Raw genomic sequence first — 16711 nt, 5'->3', positions numbered from 1 at the left:
AAATGACTCATAGCCCTTTAGCACAATTTGATATCAAAAAATTGATAGACATCAAAATGTTCGGTTTTGACGTCAGCTTTACTAATTCGAGTATATATATGTTACTTGCTAGCATCTTAGCCTTAACTTATTTTTACTTAGCTTTTTATAACCGGAAATTAGTACCTTCTAGATTACAAGTAAGTGCTGAAATAGTTTATAATCTTGTAGCTGATATGTTAAATCAGAATATAGGAGTAAAAGGACGCAAATTTATTCCGTTAGTTTTTAGTTTGTTTATTTTTATTTTATTCTGTAATTTACTTGGTATGACACCTTATAGCTTTACTGCTACTAGTCATATTATCGTTACTTTTACCTTAGCAATTCTAGTATTTTTAACGGTCACTATAGTCGGTTTCGTAAAACACGGCTTACGTTTTTTAACTCTTTTTTTACCACACGGTACTCCTTTATGGTTAGCACCGTTGATGATAGTAATTGAACTGTTTACATATTTAGCAAGACCGGTTAGTTTATCATTGCGACTCGCCGCTAATATGATGGCGGGACATGTTTTATTAAAAGTAATAGCCGGTTTTACCGTTTCATTAATGATTTACTTGAAATTTCTGCCAATCCCTCTTATGGTGATACTAATTGGGTTTGAAATTTTTGTTGCAATACTTCAAGCTTATATTTTTACTATTTTATCTTGTATGTATCTTAATGATGCTATTAATTTACACTGATGCGAATAGCGGATTATTACATAATTCGCTATTCGGTTAGCAATAATTTATATACCTTGAGTAAATGAAGAGTTGGTATACGAAGCCAATTTTTTAAATTCAGCGAGTATATATTTATTTTTTGATTAATTAAAAGTTAGGTTTTTTATGGATATGGTTTCTTTAAAATTTATTGGTATAGGGCTTATGGCTATTGGCATGTACGGTGCGGCTCTAGGCGTTAGTAATATATTTAGCTCTCTACTTAGTTCAATAGCACGAAACCCTTCAGCTGCAGAAAACTTACAAAGAATGGCTCTGATCGGTGCAGGTCTTGCTGAAGCAATGGGACTTTTTTCCTTTGTAATTGCTATGTTACTTATTTTTTCTTAAAATTCATTTTTAAATAAGATGCCTCAATTTGATATTGCTACCTATTATTCACAAATTTTTTGGCTTATCGTTACTTTCGGCTTATTGTATATCTTTGTTTATAAATTTATCACTCCAAAAGCCGAAGAAATTTTTAATAATAGACAGACAAATATTCAAGATAATATTACGCAAGCCGATACGCTAACCCAAGAAGTAGAAAAGCTAAATAAATATTATAACGAGGAAATAGACAAAACAAATACCGAAATAAATAGGCTAAAAAAAGAAAAAATAGACTCTTTAGAATCAGAATTTTTAATTAAAAAAAAGAATCTAGAGCAGGATTTAAAAAACTCTATAAATCAAAATATTGAAGATATAAATTTAGCTGCTAAGCAATTTAGAACTAATAAAAGCGAAGCAATCATAAAGCTCGCAGTTAATATTATTGAAAAAATAGCCGGAACTAAAGCAGATATGAATTTACTACAAAATATAAAAGTAAAATAATGAATTTCCTAGATGAAAGCTTTTGGCTTGCCGTTAGTTTTGTAATTTTTGTATATTTAATTTATAGACCGGCAAAAAAAGCCATTTTAAATTCTTTAGATGCTAAGATTTTAGAAGTCCAAGAAAAAGTTCTAAAAGCTGAAAAGTTAAAAGAAGATGCTGCTTTGCTCTTTGAACAAACCAACGCACAAATACAAAAATTAGAAACTTTACGCTCTCAAATGATAGAAGAACGCAATGAAGTTACTAAGAAAATCATTCAAGAAAAAACTAAAGAAATTGAAGAATTTTTAGAGCATAAAAAATCTGATGCTATACAGTTAATTCAAAACCAAAAATCAACCGCAACTAAAGAGCTACAAGATGAATTTTGTGATGAAGTGATAAAACTTGTTTCCGAATATTTTCAATCAGCTAAATTTTCAGAAAGCAATATCGCTAAAAATTTAATGGATAAATCTGATTTTCCTCAGGAGGAGGATAAATCTACATAGCCACACTAACCGCTACCTAGCAATTTCCTTAAGATTTCCTCGTCATTAATACATACCCGTAATATTGAGCCGTCAATAAAATATTCTGGATGTTCGAGTCAATCATAAATTTTGTGTAAGTATCTAAAATTCATTTTCTAATAATTCATATTTAAAATCTCCGCAAAGTATCTCAAATTGATTTAAAGCAAGGGACCATTCTCTAATGGGCATGGTCCATTTTTTTGCAGCATTTTTTAGAGCCAGAAAGACGATTTTTGTAATAGATTTATCATCTGGAAAAACTCCCTTATTTTTGATAATTTTACGGATTTGACGATTTACCGATTCAATCGTATTAGTAGTATAGATGACCCTTCTAATTTCTTCTGGAAAGGCAAAAAAAGGCACTATTCCAGTTCAATTACGTTTCCATATATCAGAAATAACCGGATATTTGCTATCCCATTTTTTAGCAAACTCTTCTAATGCTAAATTTGCCATGCTCTCATTATTTGCTGTATAGATTTGTTTTAAGTCAGCCGTTACTTCTTTAAGATCTTTATAAGAAACATATTTTACAGAATTACGAACCATATGCACGATACAAAGTTGTACTATAGTATTTGGAAAGATACTGTTTATAGCATCTCTAAAGCCTTTAAGCCCATCAATACATGCTACATAAATTTGTTCTATACCTCGATTTTTTAGCTCGGTTACAACTTGCATCCAAAATTTTGCACCTTCATTTTTGCTAATCCAAATACCAAGCAACTCTTTCTTACCTTCTGTATTAACTGCAATAGCAAGGTAAACAGCTTTATTTATAACCATATTATTATCTCTTGCTTTTACCATTATACAGTCTAAATAAACAATCGGATATATCCTATCTAAAGCTCTGTTCTGCCATCTTATTACATCTTCCATTACTCCATCGGTAATGGTAGAGATAAGTTCCTTGGAAACTTCTGTATGGTAGATTTCTTCTAAATGTGATTGTATCTCGCTCATAGTCATACCTCGAGCGTAGAGGGAAATAACCGTATCATCAAATCCGGAAAATCTTCTAACTCCTTTAGGGATTAGTTGCGGTTCAAACTCACTATCTCTATCACGTGGTACATCAATTACTATTTTTTGACCGCTCTCGTCTATTATTGTTTTTTCTGTTGTACCATTCCTACGATTGCTATCTATCTTCGCTACTTTGCTATGCCTAGAATATCCTAATTCATGATTTAGTTCACTTTCCAATATTCTTTCTACTAGACGCTTCTTTAGTTGCTGAAACAGTCCATCTTTACCAAATAGCTCAGAAGGATTAGCTTGCGATAATAGCTCTTCTACTAGTTCATTATTTATATTTGTTTTTGCTGTCTCTTGTTCTAATTTTTTAGCCATATTTTCCTTTGGTTAAGTCGTTATTTCTTACAGTAATTCTTTATCTGCTTTTTTTTAACTTACACAAATTATATGACTGACTCATAAAATTTGAGGGGCGAATTTAATGCCTATTTTAGAATTTACACACTTATATATCCAGAGCCAACGAACTAGGTGACAGTGAACGGTCACCTTAACAAATCATTAATGCTTACTTTAGATCTAGTAGTTTTATCGACTTGCTTTATGATGACTACGCAGTAAAGCCCAGGCTTACCTACTTCCTTAGCAGGTAATACTCCTGGAACTACAACAGAATAAGCCGGAATTCTGCCGTAAATAATTTCACCTGTATCTCTGTATATTATTTTTGTAGAGCTACCGATAAACACTCCCATACTAATTACTGCTCCTTCTTCTACTATTACCCCTTCTGCTATTTCCGATCTTGCACCGATAAAACAATTATCTTCAATGATAACGGGCTTTGCTTGTAGCGGTTCAAGTACCCCTCCTATTCCCGTACCACCTGAAATATGGCAATTCTTACCGATTTGAGCACATGAGCCGATAGTAGCCCATGTATCAATCATTGTTCCCTCATCTATATAAGCACCTATATTAATGAAAGAAGGCATAATTACAACATTTTTAGCTATATAAGTACCGGTTCTAACAACAGCTCCGGGAACTTTACGTATAGCTGCTTCTTTGAATATATTTTTATCAGTATCCGCAGAAAATTTAGGAGCAACTTTGTCATACCAACTATTATAATTGTTATTATAAAGTTGCGATTCCGTAGTGATAAAATATAGCAATATAGCTTTCTTTACCCATTCATTAACTTCCCAACTATTTTCTTTCTTTTCACAAACACGAATTGTACCTTGATTTAAGCTTTCTATAATATCATTAAGTGTTTTTTTAAATGTTATAAGCTTTGAAGAATCTTGAAGAAGTTTGTCCTTAATTTGCCAAGCTTCTTCAATTTCTTTAATAAGAGAGGACATATCTTTTAACTGTTTTATTGCCAAAAATAATAAATGAGATTATCATGAAGTCAAACATAATAATTATAATTAACTATGTATATTACTTGCCCAAATTGCCAAACAAGATTTATCGTTACAAGCAATCAAATAGGTATTAACGGACGACGAGTAAAATGTTCCAAATGTAGCCATTTTTGGTATCAAAAATTAGACTATAATACTAGTAAATTAAATGACTTTAAAGATAAAGTAAACACGGAAACTATTAAAACTCCTATTAAAAATCATTATAATGCTAATGTGCCGGTTATTTTACCGTATATTCCTACTAAGAAAAAATATAATATATTTCCAATATTATGGACTAGCTTTATAATTTTTTGTTTAGTGATATTACTAATAGATAGTTTTAAATTTTTAGGTAAATATGATCAATTAAAGATAGAAGAAATTAATTTAGGAAAATCTCATCATATAGGCGGTATGAAGATATTTTATAAATTATCTAATCAGTCTGATTATTTAATTTCTGATCCTATAATCAAAGTTAGAGTAATGGATAGTAATAATCAAGCTTTAGATGAATATGTATCAATTACAAAACTACAAACAAAAATCCCTGCAAAACAAGCAATATATCTAGAAATGAATATTGAAGGGATCCCTGTTACAGCAGAATATATTGATATTGCTATAGGTAATAGATTAGGGCTTTTATTTAAGTAAAGACGGTTGCGTGGATCAATTTCACCTCTGTCATACCGTGGCTTGACCACGGTATCCAGAAAAATAACTTGTAGCGTATATTATTTGGCTATTTTTCCTAGATCCCGCGATCAAGTCGCGGGATGACAGAAGAAAAACCGAGCTATGCAACAACGCCGGCTTGACCACAGGATCCAGTTAAAAATACTAAAATTATTAGTATTTTTTATTGTTTTTATGGACCTAGTTAGCAAGCCACGGGGTGACACAGTGGGTTTTACCCGCCCACGCAACAATGCCTCCTCGCAATGACGACTCGATATCCATACAGGCAATGCTTAGGCTATGCAACAACGTCACTTAAAAATAAAAATACCCATAAGCCGAAACTTATGGGTATTACTAAAGATATAATAATTTTTATTATCGTGTATTAGGAAACACCACAATTTGAGCTATTAGTATCACTTGATACCATATTAACAATATCTGGAGCTTTAAATAATATAATGATTGCAGTAACTACTACTAAAGCTACTTCCCACTGCAATTTTCCTCTTAATGTTTGAATTCCCAGAACAATTATACCGACAACAGCTATACCTTTTGCAGTATTGCCTCTGAATACTTTAATTAACTTACACAATGCATCACCTACAGGATCGTCGACACTACTACCTAAGCTATCAAAAGCTACCATAATAATAGCCACGCTTAGAACAGTAAATAGTATGCGTAATGATAGATTATAATCGATTAATTCTTCGTTTAATTTACGAATAGGAAAGTTCATATGTTTTACCTCAATAAAATAATTAGCATTTAAAAATTAATGTATAATTTATTTATATATAAATCAACTCCTAAATATATGCAATTTTAATTAATATGCAAAAATATTTTAAAAACACTTATTTTAAGTAACATTATAATCACATATAGTATAATTTAGCTTCCAAATATATAAACAAACGTAAATAAAAATAACCAAACCACGTCCACAAAATGCCAGTACCATGCGGCAAATTCAAACCCTAAATGTCCATTACCTTCTGTAGTAAAATCTCCTCTTTTTGCTCTAAAGTAGCAAACTATTAGAAATATAGTGCCTATAATTACATGAGCTCCATGAAAACCCGTGGCTAAATAAAAATTAGAAGCATATATACCATCTGTAAATTTAAACGCCGCATGATAATATTCATATGCTTGCATAGTTGTAAAAAATATTCCAAGCAATATGGTAAGAGCAAGTGCAGTTACGCAATCTTTTTGATTTTTTTCTTCTAAGGCGTAGTGAGCCCAAGTAACGGTAGTACCCGATAAGAGTAGTATTAAAGTATTGATAAAAGGAATATCAAATGGATCAAAAGTTTTAATTGTAGGTGGAGGCCAAATTCCCTGCTTTACAACCCATACACCGTCTAAAAGACCTACGGGTGATAGACTTGATTTAAAAAAAGAAGCAAAAAATACACCAAAAAATACTATTTCCGTTAAAATAAATAACGCCATACCTATTTGTAAACCTTTTCTAACAGGACTAGTATGCTGATGTTCGACTATTCCTTCTTTCACTACATCTCTCCACCAAGAATATAAACAGTAACCTACTGAAATAACTCCTGCAGATAAAATATATATATTAAATTTGTAGCCATGCATGAACGAGACGCCGCCTATAACCAAAAGAAGTAAAGCAAAAGATGTTAGGACGGGCCAAGGGCTTGGGTCTACTATATGGAATAAGTGCGATTTAGTCATAGGATGTGAATTTGGATTCATATTTTATTTTATCATTTTCTAATTATACTTACGAATAGATATACGAAGATCAACTTGGAAAAGAGCAAGGAATCTGTAGGTCGAGGAGCAGAGCGTATAATAAACATTCAGTATTCGAGGACTTACAAAGACAAGATAGTCAATTTTTCAAGTTCTATCTTAGTATATAAATAAATATAAATTATTATTGATGTAAAAGCAAATTCTAGAAACAGATTATATAGAAAATATACCTCGTAACTCAGAATTACATTATTTATTATTAATGATAACTAAAATCTCTTGACTCTTTATATTATTCAACTAATACATAGACCGCTAATAATGTTTAAGCTCCATTGTTGCAAGACCAATCTGTCAAAACTTAATATTAAGTTATGCCAGGGGTCTATTATTATAAGTGAGTAAAATCATGAAGTATAATGTAGGTTGTTGTCTTACAGCAACGGAGCTTAACCCCTGGCACCTTTATTTATTAATTCTAAAAAATACAAATGCAAAAAATAAAGAAAAAATTAGAAAAAAGTTTTTCTTTTCATCACCGTTTTTAATAATATTATTAATGTTTTTTTATTATCTTCTTAATATCTTAGAAATAAAATATTTCTAGATTTTTCAACTAATTAAGCTGTTAACTCTAAATTTCCTTACTTAAAATTATAGAGATACGACAAATTATCTTCACTATTTTACTAGTTATTTCTGCAAATACTGCCTCAGTACTATCATTCATTATAGCAATATTTTTATGTTCAATTTCATCAAGTCGAAATTTAATAATATTATTTAATAATTCCGGCTCAATATTTTTATTTTCTAAATAATTTATTTGCTGTTCATAATGTTTTTCTATTACTTCTTCTACACTCTCGGTAACAAGCATCGCCGTTTTTATTCCCATCAACGAAGATAAAGCACCAAGTAAAAATCCGTAATGATGCCAAAAAAATAATAAAAACGTGGGTCTTACTTCTTTTTCTAGTAATTTTTTTTCAAAATAATTTAAATGTACCTCTTCGTGATCAAGCATTTCTTTAATTAATATATGATCATTCTGAGATTTGATATATTTTAGCTGCCCTTGATAAATTCTTTTTGCCCCATACTCTCCGGCATGATTAACTCTAATTATTTCGTGAATTTGTTTGTCAGGGTCAGAAAAATCAGGTCTTGGCATATAATATATACTACTTTTAAAAGAAGTTTAAAATTAGGTAGACGAAGTTTAATTTGGAAAAGAGCAAGGCGTTTCATATTTTTTGACTGCAGCGTACATACTAGTACGTGAGGATCAAAAAATATAAAACAACGACGCCAATTTTTCAAATTAAACGAGTATACTCTGTAATAAATCGAAACCAGCAGGATTTAATTTATAATCTACCTCCGCTTGCTGTAACAATTTTAAAGTCTCTAAACATTCAGTTAGGCTTAGAGTGTTTGCTATCTTTGTAAAATCATTAATATATTGATAGAAAATCGGTGATGATAATGATTTTATTGCGAGTTCCACACTCTCACCGTTTTTTATTTTCGACAAAACTATATATAAATTTAAATAATGCCTTATTAATGCTCTAATAATTAAAACTTCATTGATATTTTGTTTTTTTAATATTTCTAGCTCTTGCAGAAAATTACTATAATCTTTTTTTGAAAAATACATTGCTAAATCACTGCCGTTTGCCGTAATTTCGCTACTTATAACTTTTAGAATATCGTTTAAAGTAATTTCTCTTCGATCATGAATAAAATATATCAATTTATTTATTTCGCTACAAATTAAATCATGATCACCTTTTAAATGAGCTTTTAAATAAGTGATAGCCTCTTTACTTATAATTTTATTAGTTTTTTCTACTTTACCTAAAATAATTCGTTCAATTTTTGCTTCATCGTCATGATAACAAGCAACTGCCGCTAAATATTCTTCTGTTTCAAAAAACTTTTTAAAGCTCCCGCTTGAAGTAATTTCCTCACCTATAAATACAGGGAAATTTATATAATCATTGTTTAGAATTGTTTTTAAATTCTTATCGATTGAATTCCCAACCGATCTAATTTTAATTAATTCTTTTTGACCAAAAAAATTAGGCGAATTAAGTAATATTTCTAAAGATGAAATATTAAGATCTGAGTATTCTATAGAAGTTTGTAGCATATTTAAGCTTTTTACTAAATGCTTACAAATTTTTTCTATATAGCCTTTATCAGGACCGTATAGTAAAAGAGCTCTAATCTTTCCGGCTTTTATTAGTTCAAATAATCTACCTATTTGTGAAAAATAAAATTTCATAGCTTAACTATTTCCGTGTAAAATATAAAATTAATCTGCTACGAATTTCTTCTGCTGCTTGATATGCCAAGTCTATTCCTGTTTCATCTCTTTCAACATTTGTTGCATATGGTGTAAAAATAGCATTATATGACGTGTTTTGGTAAAACTTCTCTTCAATTAAAACCTTTTGGCTTTCTATATCAATTAATTTATACCTAACTAATTGATTAATATATTCCCTTAAAACATTGGAGTTTTTTTCAATAGTAGCAGGCATAGTTGTTGCGATAAGCTCTGCTTTAAGCAGGTATTTTGCTTTTGCTTTCTGAGGTAAAATACTAGTTAAACGATGATAAAACTCAGCTCCTTCAATTGTTCTAATCGGCTCAACTTTAATAGCTTCTAAATCATTATTTCTACTGTATTTTTCACTATATACCGGTTTTAAATTACAACTACTCATTAGAAAGAATATAATTACTACAAATAAAGAACGCATATACTAGATTAAGATTGGTTTTTTATATTAATAACAGCTTATTTCGATTTTGTGAAAGAAAATTATAATAATTAGTATTTGTTAATACTTATAGTAATTACATATTAATTTATGTTGACATTTATAAATAAGACTTATATATGTCGCTTCAAAATAAATTTTTAAGGTATTAATTATGAAATTGGAAAGCTTTATACAAAAATTAAATAAGACATGCTTAAAGCTATATCAAAACATAACCACCGCAGTAAAAGATATATATCTTATTTTCCTTTAAAATCAACCTTTCAAGAAACAAACTCGAGTTCAGCGAGCTTAGGGGATTCTATACCTTCTAAAATGAATTTTGTTAAAAATGATGAAACACTGCAAGGAAAATTAATGCGTGTTGAAGAGCATACGTTACAAAAAACAACATATATAGCTAGCGAAGATGGGATAATAACACCTATTTGCGGTTATGATTCATACAAAACAGCGTATTATCAAGTTGAAGAGTTAGGAAAAGAAATACCTGTCACTGAGTTATAATTTTTAAGCTTAAAATACTTTATAGGTAAGTTTTACATACTTACCGTTTTTTATTAAAGAACTCTCTACATCTTCCTTGCAAATCTAATACTCTATGCTAAATTTACAAGGAAGAGGCTTGTCTAATAATTTACAAAATTTTTATACAAGCTCTATTATTTTACACTTAACTTTTCCGATTATAGACATATCATTTTTTGAATATTCGTGCATATCTTCTTCCCAATTATTACATGGTGTTATATTGTATTTTGATGATTCTATAGGAATTCGATCTTTAACATCGCGAGTGTAAGTTTGTAATATTTCTACTATCTCTACCCTACTTCCATAATATGTAGAATAATCTAATGGAGTAAGACCTGAAGCATCTTTTTTTGTTACTAAAGTAGGCTCTGCCTTTAATAGAATTTCAATAACGTCTTTATTATTAACCCCTGCAATTGCTGAATGTAACACCGATAGCCCCTGAAGAGTCTTAGAATCTATAGAATCCCGATTTACTTTTAAGATTGCTATCACTAACTCTTTTTTACCATGCTCAGCCGCTTCGTGTAATAAGGCAGTGGGATTATTTTCAATACATACCTTTAATGCACTATTAAAAGCTTTTATGCCGCTTTTTGTTTTATCTTTAAACAACACTTCCAGCTCCTCTATATCACTCTTTACCGATGCAGGTTTCATTTCTCTCTCTGAATCGGGGGAATTTAGGCTTGGAGTTTTATATTGACTTAAATCTGATGTAGGTAAAGTAGGTATTTCTTGTTTTCTCATTAATTCTCCTAAATTTATCAATGACGCAAATAGCAAATTATTACATAATCCGCTATTCGCATTAAATATCTATATTTTTGATGAGGACTACTATATCTACTCCTCCGGGGAAGCTCCCAAAAGATTTGAATATAGTTCATATTCTTCTGAGCAAGGGTCTGGGGCTTTTGTTATTAAACATTGAGTTATATTCTATGTTAAATTAGGAGCTAATTTTTGCATATACTTAATTAAAGCAGATTCTTTACTGTTAACTGCTAAATACAGTATCTCCTCTAAATTTGAGAGGGGGGCATATAAGGCAGGTCTTGTTATATGTGATAGGTCAGCACATGAATTAGATCTCGTCATATCTAATAAATATTGTGTACAAATTTCTAATTTATTGTTGTTGTGCAGGTACTTTAAATAATTTAACATATTTTCAGCATTGCATAATTCTTCCTTATTCATTAATTCTCCTAAAATTAAGATTATAAATTTAGGAGTAATAACGCAACAAACCGAGTTGAATTGATTGCGACTTAATTGATTAAGAATTGTTAATTTATCACAATCGATTAGTTACTGAAGTTTTATATTTTCCATATCCCAATCATGAGAAACAGTATTATACTTTAATATATAAGGCTTGGTATCTATAGAATCCAAGGTTACATCGGCAATCATATCATCATGTGAGGAGATAAGTTCGTTATAACCGAAATTAGCGTAATAAGGTTGATAATTTTTAAATCTAACCGTTATAAATTTCTCTTTAGTAATAGCAGGTAAGAATTTCACCAAATCTTCAAGATTACTTAAGGCCAAATCTTTCATCTCAAAAATTTGTAATCTATAAACATTTTTATAATCTTTGGTAAAGAATGTCGGTATAGAGCTAAAGCTACTACCGGATTGAACGGAAGCTATACTTAAAGCTTTAAGCGGGACACCTGATTTATTACTAAAATAATCATCGGCTTCAAAAAATACCGCACCACCGAAATTTATCATTTTAGCGATTTTATTATTGTTCACATCATATAAATCTACTGCTTGTTCTAGCTTTTTTCCATCACGAAATATAGTAAGTTTAATAGCTATTCCTTTAAAATTATCCATTTCTCTATCAAATAATGCTAGATTACCGCCGAGTTCCTTATCATTAACTGCCCAAATAATATCACCGGCTTTTAAAGATTTTTCAGCAGGCGAACCGGCTAGAACTGCCTTAACTCTTATCACCCTATTTCTACTGTCAGGAAATTTATTTATATATTTGTCCATTTCTTCTTTAGGGAAATTATGATGTCTAACTGCTTTATTTAAAGAATATAACTCGCTTATTATTCCTATATGTTTTCTGCTCGGTTGTTTATTATTCTTTAAACTTTCTAAGGTGCGAGCTACATAATCAACGTGCAGTGCTAGAGAATGAGTTTTACCGCCGCCGTATAATACTCCTATAGCCTCAATCTTATCGTTTAGTACCGGTGAACCGCTAGCACCGCCAGTACTATTTAAATTAATAACATAAGTACATTGCGGCATTAAACCTTCAATATTATAAAGATCGGACAAATAACCGGTATGGAAAGAAAAACCTTTTGCTTCCGTGTTACCAACTACAAAAACCTTTTGATTTAATTTTGGAATCTCATTTGAGAAAGTTATTTGTGTTGCCGATGCCGGTATATCTTTGCTCTCTACTTTTAAAACGGCATAATCCTGCCAAATATCGTAATAGATAAGTTTTGCTTCTGCCTGCTCGCCATTATAAAAAGTAACAAAATAAGTTCCGATAGACGCACCGCCGACAACATGAGTATTAGTAATTATATAACCGTTATTCTTATCGTTAATAAATCCCGTTCCTGTCCAACTACTTGTATCATCATATGCCGATACGGCAATTCTAGTATCAATTGTTACAATTGCTTTCTTCGCTTTTTCAAATATAGCACTGCTTGCTTCAGAAGATGCTAAAACTATATTATTTAGGAAAACTAAATTAATAATAAATAAAAGTTTTAGTGAAATCGGTAGTTTTTTCATTTTCACCTCTTGTAAAATCATTTAAGCCGCACTATATCAAATAAAAAGTCATAATAAAATAAAAAAAAGAAAACGAGGAATCTTATGGGAAAAGTAATAGGTATCGACCTTGGGACTACTAACTCTTGTGTTGCGGTCATGGAAGGTAAAGAGCCAAAAGTAATAGAAAATTCAGAAGGCGAGAGAACTACGCCGTCAATAATAGCTTTTGCAAACGGCGAAAAATTAGTCGGGCAGTCTGCTAAGAGACAAGCAGTAACCAACCCTCGCAATACTATATATGCGGTAAAGCGATTAATCGGTAGAAATTTCACCGATCCTATGGTTAAGAAAGACCAAGATATCGTACCGTATAATATAATTAAAGCCGATAACGGTGACGCATGGGTCGAAGCTGATAACAATAAATATTCACCAAGCCAAATTAGTGCTTTTATTTTACAAAAAATGAAAGAAACCGCAGAGAATTATTTAGGCGAAAAAGTAACACAAGCAGTAATAACCGTGCCTGCTTATTTCAATGATGCACAACGTCAAGCAACAAAAGATGCCGGTAAAATAGCAGGTCTTGAGGTCCTTAGAATAATCAACGAACCGACTGCTGCAGCTCTTGCTTACGGTTTTGATAAATCGGCAAGTAAAACTATTGCAGTATACGATCTTGGCGGCGGAACGTTCGATATTTCAATTCTTGAAATCGGTGACGGTGTTTTTGAAGTAAAATCAACAAATGGCGATACATTCCTTGGCGGTGAAGATTTCGATACAAGAATATTAAACCATTTAATAGATGTATTCAAAAAAGAAATCGGTATAGATTTACGTAACGATCCTTTAGCGCTTCAGCGTTTAAAAGAAGCAGCGGAAAAAGCTAAGAAAGAACTATCTTCTGCAGTAACTACCGATATTAATTTGCCTTATATTACGGCTGATAGCAGCGGTCCAAAACATTTAAATCTTAAATTTACTAGAGCTGAACTAGAAAAGTTAGTAGATGATTTAATTGAGAAAACTATTGAACCTTGCCGTAAAGCGTTAAAGGATGCAGGTTTAAAGCCTGCCGATATTCAGGAAGTAGTACTTGTCGGCGGTATGACTAGAATGCCGAAAGTGCAAGAAGCCGTAGAGAAATTTTTTGGACGCACACCGCATAAAGGCGTAAATCCTGATGAGGTTGTAGCTCTTGGTGCTGCTATTCAAGGTGGAGTGCTTAATAAAGAAGTAACGGATATATTATTATTAGACGTTACGCCTCTGTCCCTTGGTATTGAAACGCTTGGCGGCGTATTCACAAGATTAATCGATCGAAATACTACTATACCTACTAAAAAAAGTCAGGTATTCTCAACTGCTGACGATAATCAGCATGCCGTAACTATTAGAGTGTTTCAAGGTGAACGTGAAATGGCAGCTAGTAATAAATTACTCGGTCAGTTTAATCTTGAAGGCATACCTCCGTCGCCTAGAGGTGTTCCACAAATAGAGGTAACATTTGATATTGACGTTAATGGAATAGTGCATGTTTCGGCTAAAGATAAAGCAAGCGGTAAGGAGCAGAAAGTAACTATTCAGGCTTCCGGCGGTCTTAGCGATGCCGAAATCGAACAAATGGTTAAAGATGCTGAGCAGAATGCCGATGAAGATAAAAAGCGTAAGGAACTTATTGAAGCGAAAAATGCTGCCGATAGTTTAGTTTATTCTACTGAAAAGAGTCTTACGGAGTATGGTGATAAATTATCATCAGAAGATAAAGGAGCTGCTGAAGAAGCACTATCTGCTTTAAAAGCTATTCTTGAGTCGGAAGATGCTGCTTTAATTAAAGAAAAGACAGAGAGCTTAACTGCAGCTAGTATGAAAATCGGTGAAGCAATGTATAAAGCACAAAGCGAAAGCCAGCCTGCTGAAGAAAATACTGCTAATGATGAAAAAGTAGTAGATGCCGATTTTCAGGATGTAGAGAAGAAGTAATAATGTTAATGCGGTAACGGCTTCTGTGTCATTCCCGCCTCCGCGGGAATCCAGAAAAATAACCTTAACATTGGCACAAAGATTACATATTTAACAAAGTAGACATATAACAACAAGTTTTTATATGTCTTGCTGGATTCCTGCCTCCGCGGGAATGACATTAAAACCATATAACATAATTTCATGTCACAAGATTATTATCAAATACTAGGCGTTAGTAAAACAGCTAGTCAAGCTGATATTAAAAAAGCCTACCTCAAATTAGCCAAGCAATATCACCCTGATACTACTGACGCTAAAGATGCTGAAAAGAAATTTAAAGAAATAAATAGTGCTTATGATGTTCTAAAAGACGAGCAGAAAAGAGCCGCTTACGACCGCTTTGGGCATGATACTTTTCAAAATCAACAGTCACGAGGGGGAGGAGGAAATCACGGCGGTTTTCATCCTGATATTAACGATATTTTCGGCGACTTCTTTAGCGACTTTATGGGAGGTGGTAGAAGAAAGCCTACATCAAGTAAGGCTAGAGGTTCGGATTTAAAATATGATCTGACAATTAACCTAGAGGAAGCATTTCACGGTATAGAAAAAAATATTAGTTTTTCTAGCGAAGTAAAATGCGATACTTGCCAAGGCACTGGTTCTGAAAAAGGTGAAACCGTAACTACTTGCGATGCTTGCGGCGGTGTTGGAGCGACTAGAATTCAGCAAGGATTCTTTACGATCGAACAAGCTTGTCATAAATGCCAAGGTAACAGACAAATTATAAAAAATCCTTGTAAGAAATGTCATGGTATGGGACGTTACCATAAGCAACGAAATTTATCAGTAAATATTCCTGCCGGTGTCGAAAACGGTACTAGAATAAGACATACCGGAGAAGGAGAAGCAGGTATTAGAGGCGGAAATAGCGGTGATTTATACGTTGATATAGCAATAAAACCACATGATATTTATAAAGTAGACGGAGCAAATTTACATTGTAAACTACCTATTAGTTTTGTAAATGCCGCTCTTGGAGGAGAAATAGAAGTACCGGTAATTGAAGGTGGGAAAGTCAACTTAACAATTCCGGCAGGCACACAAAACGGTGATCAATTAAGGCTACGCAGCAAAGGTATGTCTAAAATGAGGTCAACTATTAGGGGTGATATGCTTACACATATTCATGTCGAAGTACCTAAAAATTTATCTAAAAGACAACGTGAACTACTAGAAGAATTCAAAAAAGAATCCATAAATGAAAAAGAAAATGACGATAGCTTTTTTAATAAAATGAAAAGTCTATGGTCATGAATTTTATTTAACTTTCCTATAGAAATGAAACCTCCGATGTTATAAAATATTATAGTCATATGTCATTCCCGCGTGGCATTGGCATTGTTGCAAGACTCAGTAAACCCCACTATGTCACCCCGTGGCTTGACCACGGGATCCAGAAATATAACTTAAAATATAATAATTTTAGTATTTTAAGCTGGATACCGCGATCAAGTCGCGGTATGACAACTGAAAAACCGAGCCATGCAATAATACCCGTGGCATTACCCGCGTGGATGCCAAATCGTCATTGCGAGGAGCGAAGCGACGTGGCAATCCAGCAAAAATAATTAAAAAAATTCTGATTTATAGAATTTTTTACTAGATTGCTTCGTCAAAACTTATAGTTTTTCCTC

At 32.1% G+C, this 16711-nt stretch carries 20 protein-coding genes and 1 pseudogene; 9 read left to right on the top strand and 12 right to left on the bottom strand.

Features of this window, described 5'->3' with window-relative positions:
- Window positions 1–2: 2 nt before the first annotated feature.
- The 4 genes from AC5587_RS07300 to AC5587_RS07285 all read left to right on the top strand — a co-directional run bounded on the left by AC5587_RS07300 (window position 3) and on the right by AC5587_RS07285 (window position 2089).
- Window positions 3–731: a F0F1 ATP synthase subunit A gene (locus tag AC5587_RS07300; protein WP_011270386.1), complete on the top strand. Its 729-nt coding sequence runs from the start codon at window positions 3–5 to the stop codon at window positions 729–731.
- Window positions 732–878: 147 nt separating this feature from the next.
- A complete protein-coding gene (locus AC5587_RS07295; protein WP_010420727.1) occupies window positions 879–1103 on the top strand; it encodes a F0F1 ATP synthase subunit C in 225 nt (74 codons plus the stop codon).
- 18 nt (window positions 1104–1121) lie between these two features.
- Window positions 1122–1595, top strand: coding sequence for a F0F1 ATP synthase subunit B family protein (locus AC5587_RS07290; protein ID WP_410526713.1), 474 nt, complete (start codon window positions 1122–1124; stop codon window positions 1593–1595).
- On the top strand, window positions 1595–2089 hold the full coding sequence (locus AC5587_RS07285; RefSeq protein ID WP_410526712.1) for a F0F1 ATP synthase subunit B: 495 nt from the start codon (window positions 1595–1597) through the stop codon (window positions 2087–2089). Before AC5587_RS07290 ends, AC5587_RS07285 begins: the two co-directional genes overlap by 1 nt.
- 123 nt (window positions 2090–2212) lie before the next feature.
- On the opposite strand, the pseudogene AC5587_RS07280 reads toward AC5587_RS07285, so the two are convergent.
- Together AC5587_RS07280 and dapD are read right to left on the bottom strand one after the other, a co-directional pair.
- Window positions 2213–3475, bottom strand: a pseudogene (locus AC5587_RS07280) (IS256 family transposase).
- A 170-nt stretch (window positions 3476–3645) separates the two neighbouring features.
- Window positions 3646–4470 (bottom strand): 2,3,4,5-tetrahydropyridine-2,6-dicarboxylate N-succinyltransferase, encoded by an 825-nt coding sequence (gene dapD / locus AC5587_RS07275; RefSeq protein WP_499163018.1) that lies wholly within the window; start codon window positions 4468–4470, stop codon window positions 3646–3648.
- 75 nt (window positions 4471–4545) lie between these two features.
- Between dapD and AC5587_RS07270 the strand changes: the two genes are divergently transcribed.
- Complete coding sequence (locus AC5587_RS07270; protein ID WP_499162307.1) at window positions 4546–5178, top strand: MJ0042-type zinc finger domain-containing protein; 633 nt, start codon at window positions 4546–4548, stop codon at window positions 5176–5178.
- 110 nt (window positions 5179–5288) lie between these two features.
- Here the strand turns inward: AC5587_RS07270 and AC5587_RS07265 are convergent, their stop codons facing one another.
- From AC5587_RS07265 to AC5587_RS07240, 6 genes are all read right to left on the bottom strand, one after another.
- Window positions 5289–5453 carry a proline/betaine transporter gene (locus AC5587_RS07265; RefSeq protein ID WP_499163041.1) on the bottom strand — a complete coding sequence of 55 codons (165 nt, stop codon included), beginning with the start codon at window positions 5451–5453 and terminating at the stop codon, window positions 5289–5291.
- A gap of 137 nt (window positions 5454–5590) precedes the next feature.
- On the bottom strand, window positions 5591–5950 hold the full coding sequence (locus tag AC5587_RS07260; protein WP_410527462.1) for a TrbC/VirB2 family type IV secretion system protein: 360 nt from the start codon (window positions 5948–5950) through the stop codon (window positions 5591–5593).
- 155 nt (window positions 5951–6105) lie between these two features.
- Window positions 6106–6942, bottom strand: a complete 837-nt coding sequence (locus AC5587_RS07255; RefSeq protein ID WP_041078917.1) for a cytochrome c oxidase subunit 3 — start codon at window positions 6940–6942, stop codon at window positions 6106–6108.
- Window positions 6943–7579: 637 nt separating this feature from the next.
- Window positions 7580–8119, bottom strand: a complete 540-nt coding sequence (locus AC5587_RS07250) for a demethoxyubiquinone hydroxylase family protein (protein WP_499162306.1) — start codon at window positions 8117–8119, stop codon at window positions 7580–7582.
- 150 nt (window positions 8120–8269) lie between these two features.
- The gene (gene holA / locus AC5587_RS07245) at window positions 8270–9238 is read right to left on the bottom strand and encodes a DNA polymerase III subunit delta (protein WP_410526945.1); all 969 of its coding nucleotides are present in this window, start codon (window positions 9236–9238) and stop codon (window positions 8270–8272) included.
- A gap of 7 nt (window positions 9239–9245) precedes the next feature.
- Window positions 9246–9719 (bottom strand): hypothetical protein, encoded by a 474-nt coding sequence (locus AC5587_RS07240; RefSeq protein WP_041078920.1) that lies wholly within the window; start codon window positions 9717–9719, stop codon window positions 9246–9248.
- A 213-nt stretch (window positions 9720–9932) separates the two neighbouring features.
- Between AC5587_RS07240 and AC5587_RS07235 the strand changes: the two genes are divergently transcribed.
- A complete protein-coding gene (locus AC5587_RS07235) occupies window positions 9933–10250 on the top strand; it encodes a hypothetical protein (RefSeq protein WP_499162305.1) in 318 nt (105 codons plus the stop codon).
- 141 nt (window positions 10251–10391) lie between these two features.
- Here AC5587_RS07235 and AC5587_RS07230 read toward each other — a convergent pair whose 3' ends face one another.
- From AC5587_RS07230 to AC5587_RS07220, 3 genes are all read right to left on the bottom strand, one after another.
- Entirely contained in the window at window positions 10392–11027 is a 636-nt protein-coding gene (locus AC5587_RS07230; protein ID WP_499162304.1) for an ankyrin repeat domain-containing protein, read from the bottom strand.
- A gap of 192 nt (window positions 11028–11219) precedes the next feature.
- Window positions 11220–11480 carry a hypothetical protein gene (locus AC5587_RS07225; protein WP_499162303.1) on the bottom strand — a complete coding sequence of 87 codons (261 nt, stop codon included), beginning with the start codon at window positions 11478–11480 and terminating at the stop codon, window positions 11220–11222.
- A 111-nt stretch (window positions 11481–11591) separates the two neighbouring features.
- Window positions 11592–13085, bottom strand: a complete 1494-nt coding sequence (locus AC5587_RS07220) for a S1C family serine protease (protein ID WP_499162302.1) — start codon at window positions 13083–13085, stop codon at window positions 11592–11594.
- 63 nt (window positions 13086–13148) lie between these two features.
- Here AC5587_RS07220 and dnaK point away from each other — a divergent pair, with 63 nt between their 5' ends.
- The gene (dnaK, locus tag AC5587_RS07215) at window positions 13149–15032 is read left to right on the top strand and encodes a molecular chaperone DnaK (RefSeq protein ID WP_499162301.1); all 1884 of its coding nucleotides are present in this window, start codon (window positions 13149–13151) and stop codon (window positions 15030–15032) included.
- 5 nt (window positions 15033–15037) lie between these two features.
- Here the strand turns inward: dnaK and AC5587_RS07210 are convergent, their stop codons facing one another.
- Window positions 15038–15193, bottom strand: coding sequence for a hypothetical protein (locus tag AC5587_RS07210; RefSeq protein ID WP_499162300.1), 156 nt, complete (start codon window positions 15191–15193; stop codon window positions 15038–15040).
- A 22-nt stretch (window positions 15194–15215) separates the two neighbouring features.
- Between AC5587_RS07210 and dnaJ the strand changes: the two genes are divergently transcribed.
- Window positions 15216–16331, top strand: a complete 1116-nt coding sequence (gene dnaJ / locus AC5587_RS07205) for a molecular chaperone DnaJ (protein WP_499162299.1) — start codon at window positions 15216–15218, stop codon at window positions 16329–16331.
- Between the two features lie 59 nt (window positions 16332–16390).
- Complete coding sequence (locus AC5587_RS07200) at window positions 16391–16645, top strand: hypothetical protein (RefSeq protein WP_499162298.1); 255 nt, start codon at window positions 16391–16393, stop codon at window positions 16643–16645.
- Window positions 16646–16711: the final 66 nt, after the last annotated feature.

The sequence above is a fragment of the Rickettsia endosymbiont of Hedychridium roseum genome, assembly GCF_964028255.1.
Lineage (GTDB): Bacteria > Pseudomonadota > Alphaproteobacteria > Rickettsiales > Rickettsiaceae > Rickettsia > Rickettsia asembonensis.
Note: the sequence above shows the minus strand (reverse complement) of the source record. Positions and strands in the feature narration are given on the sequence as shown.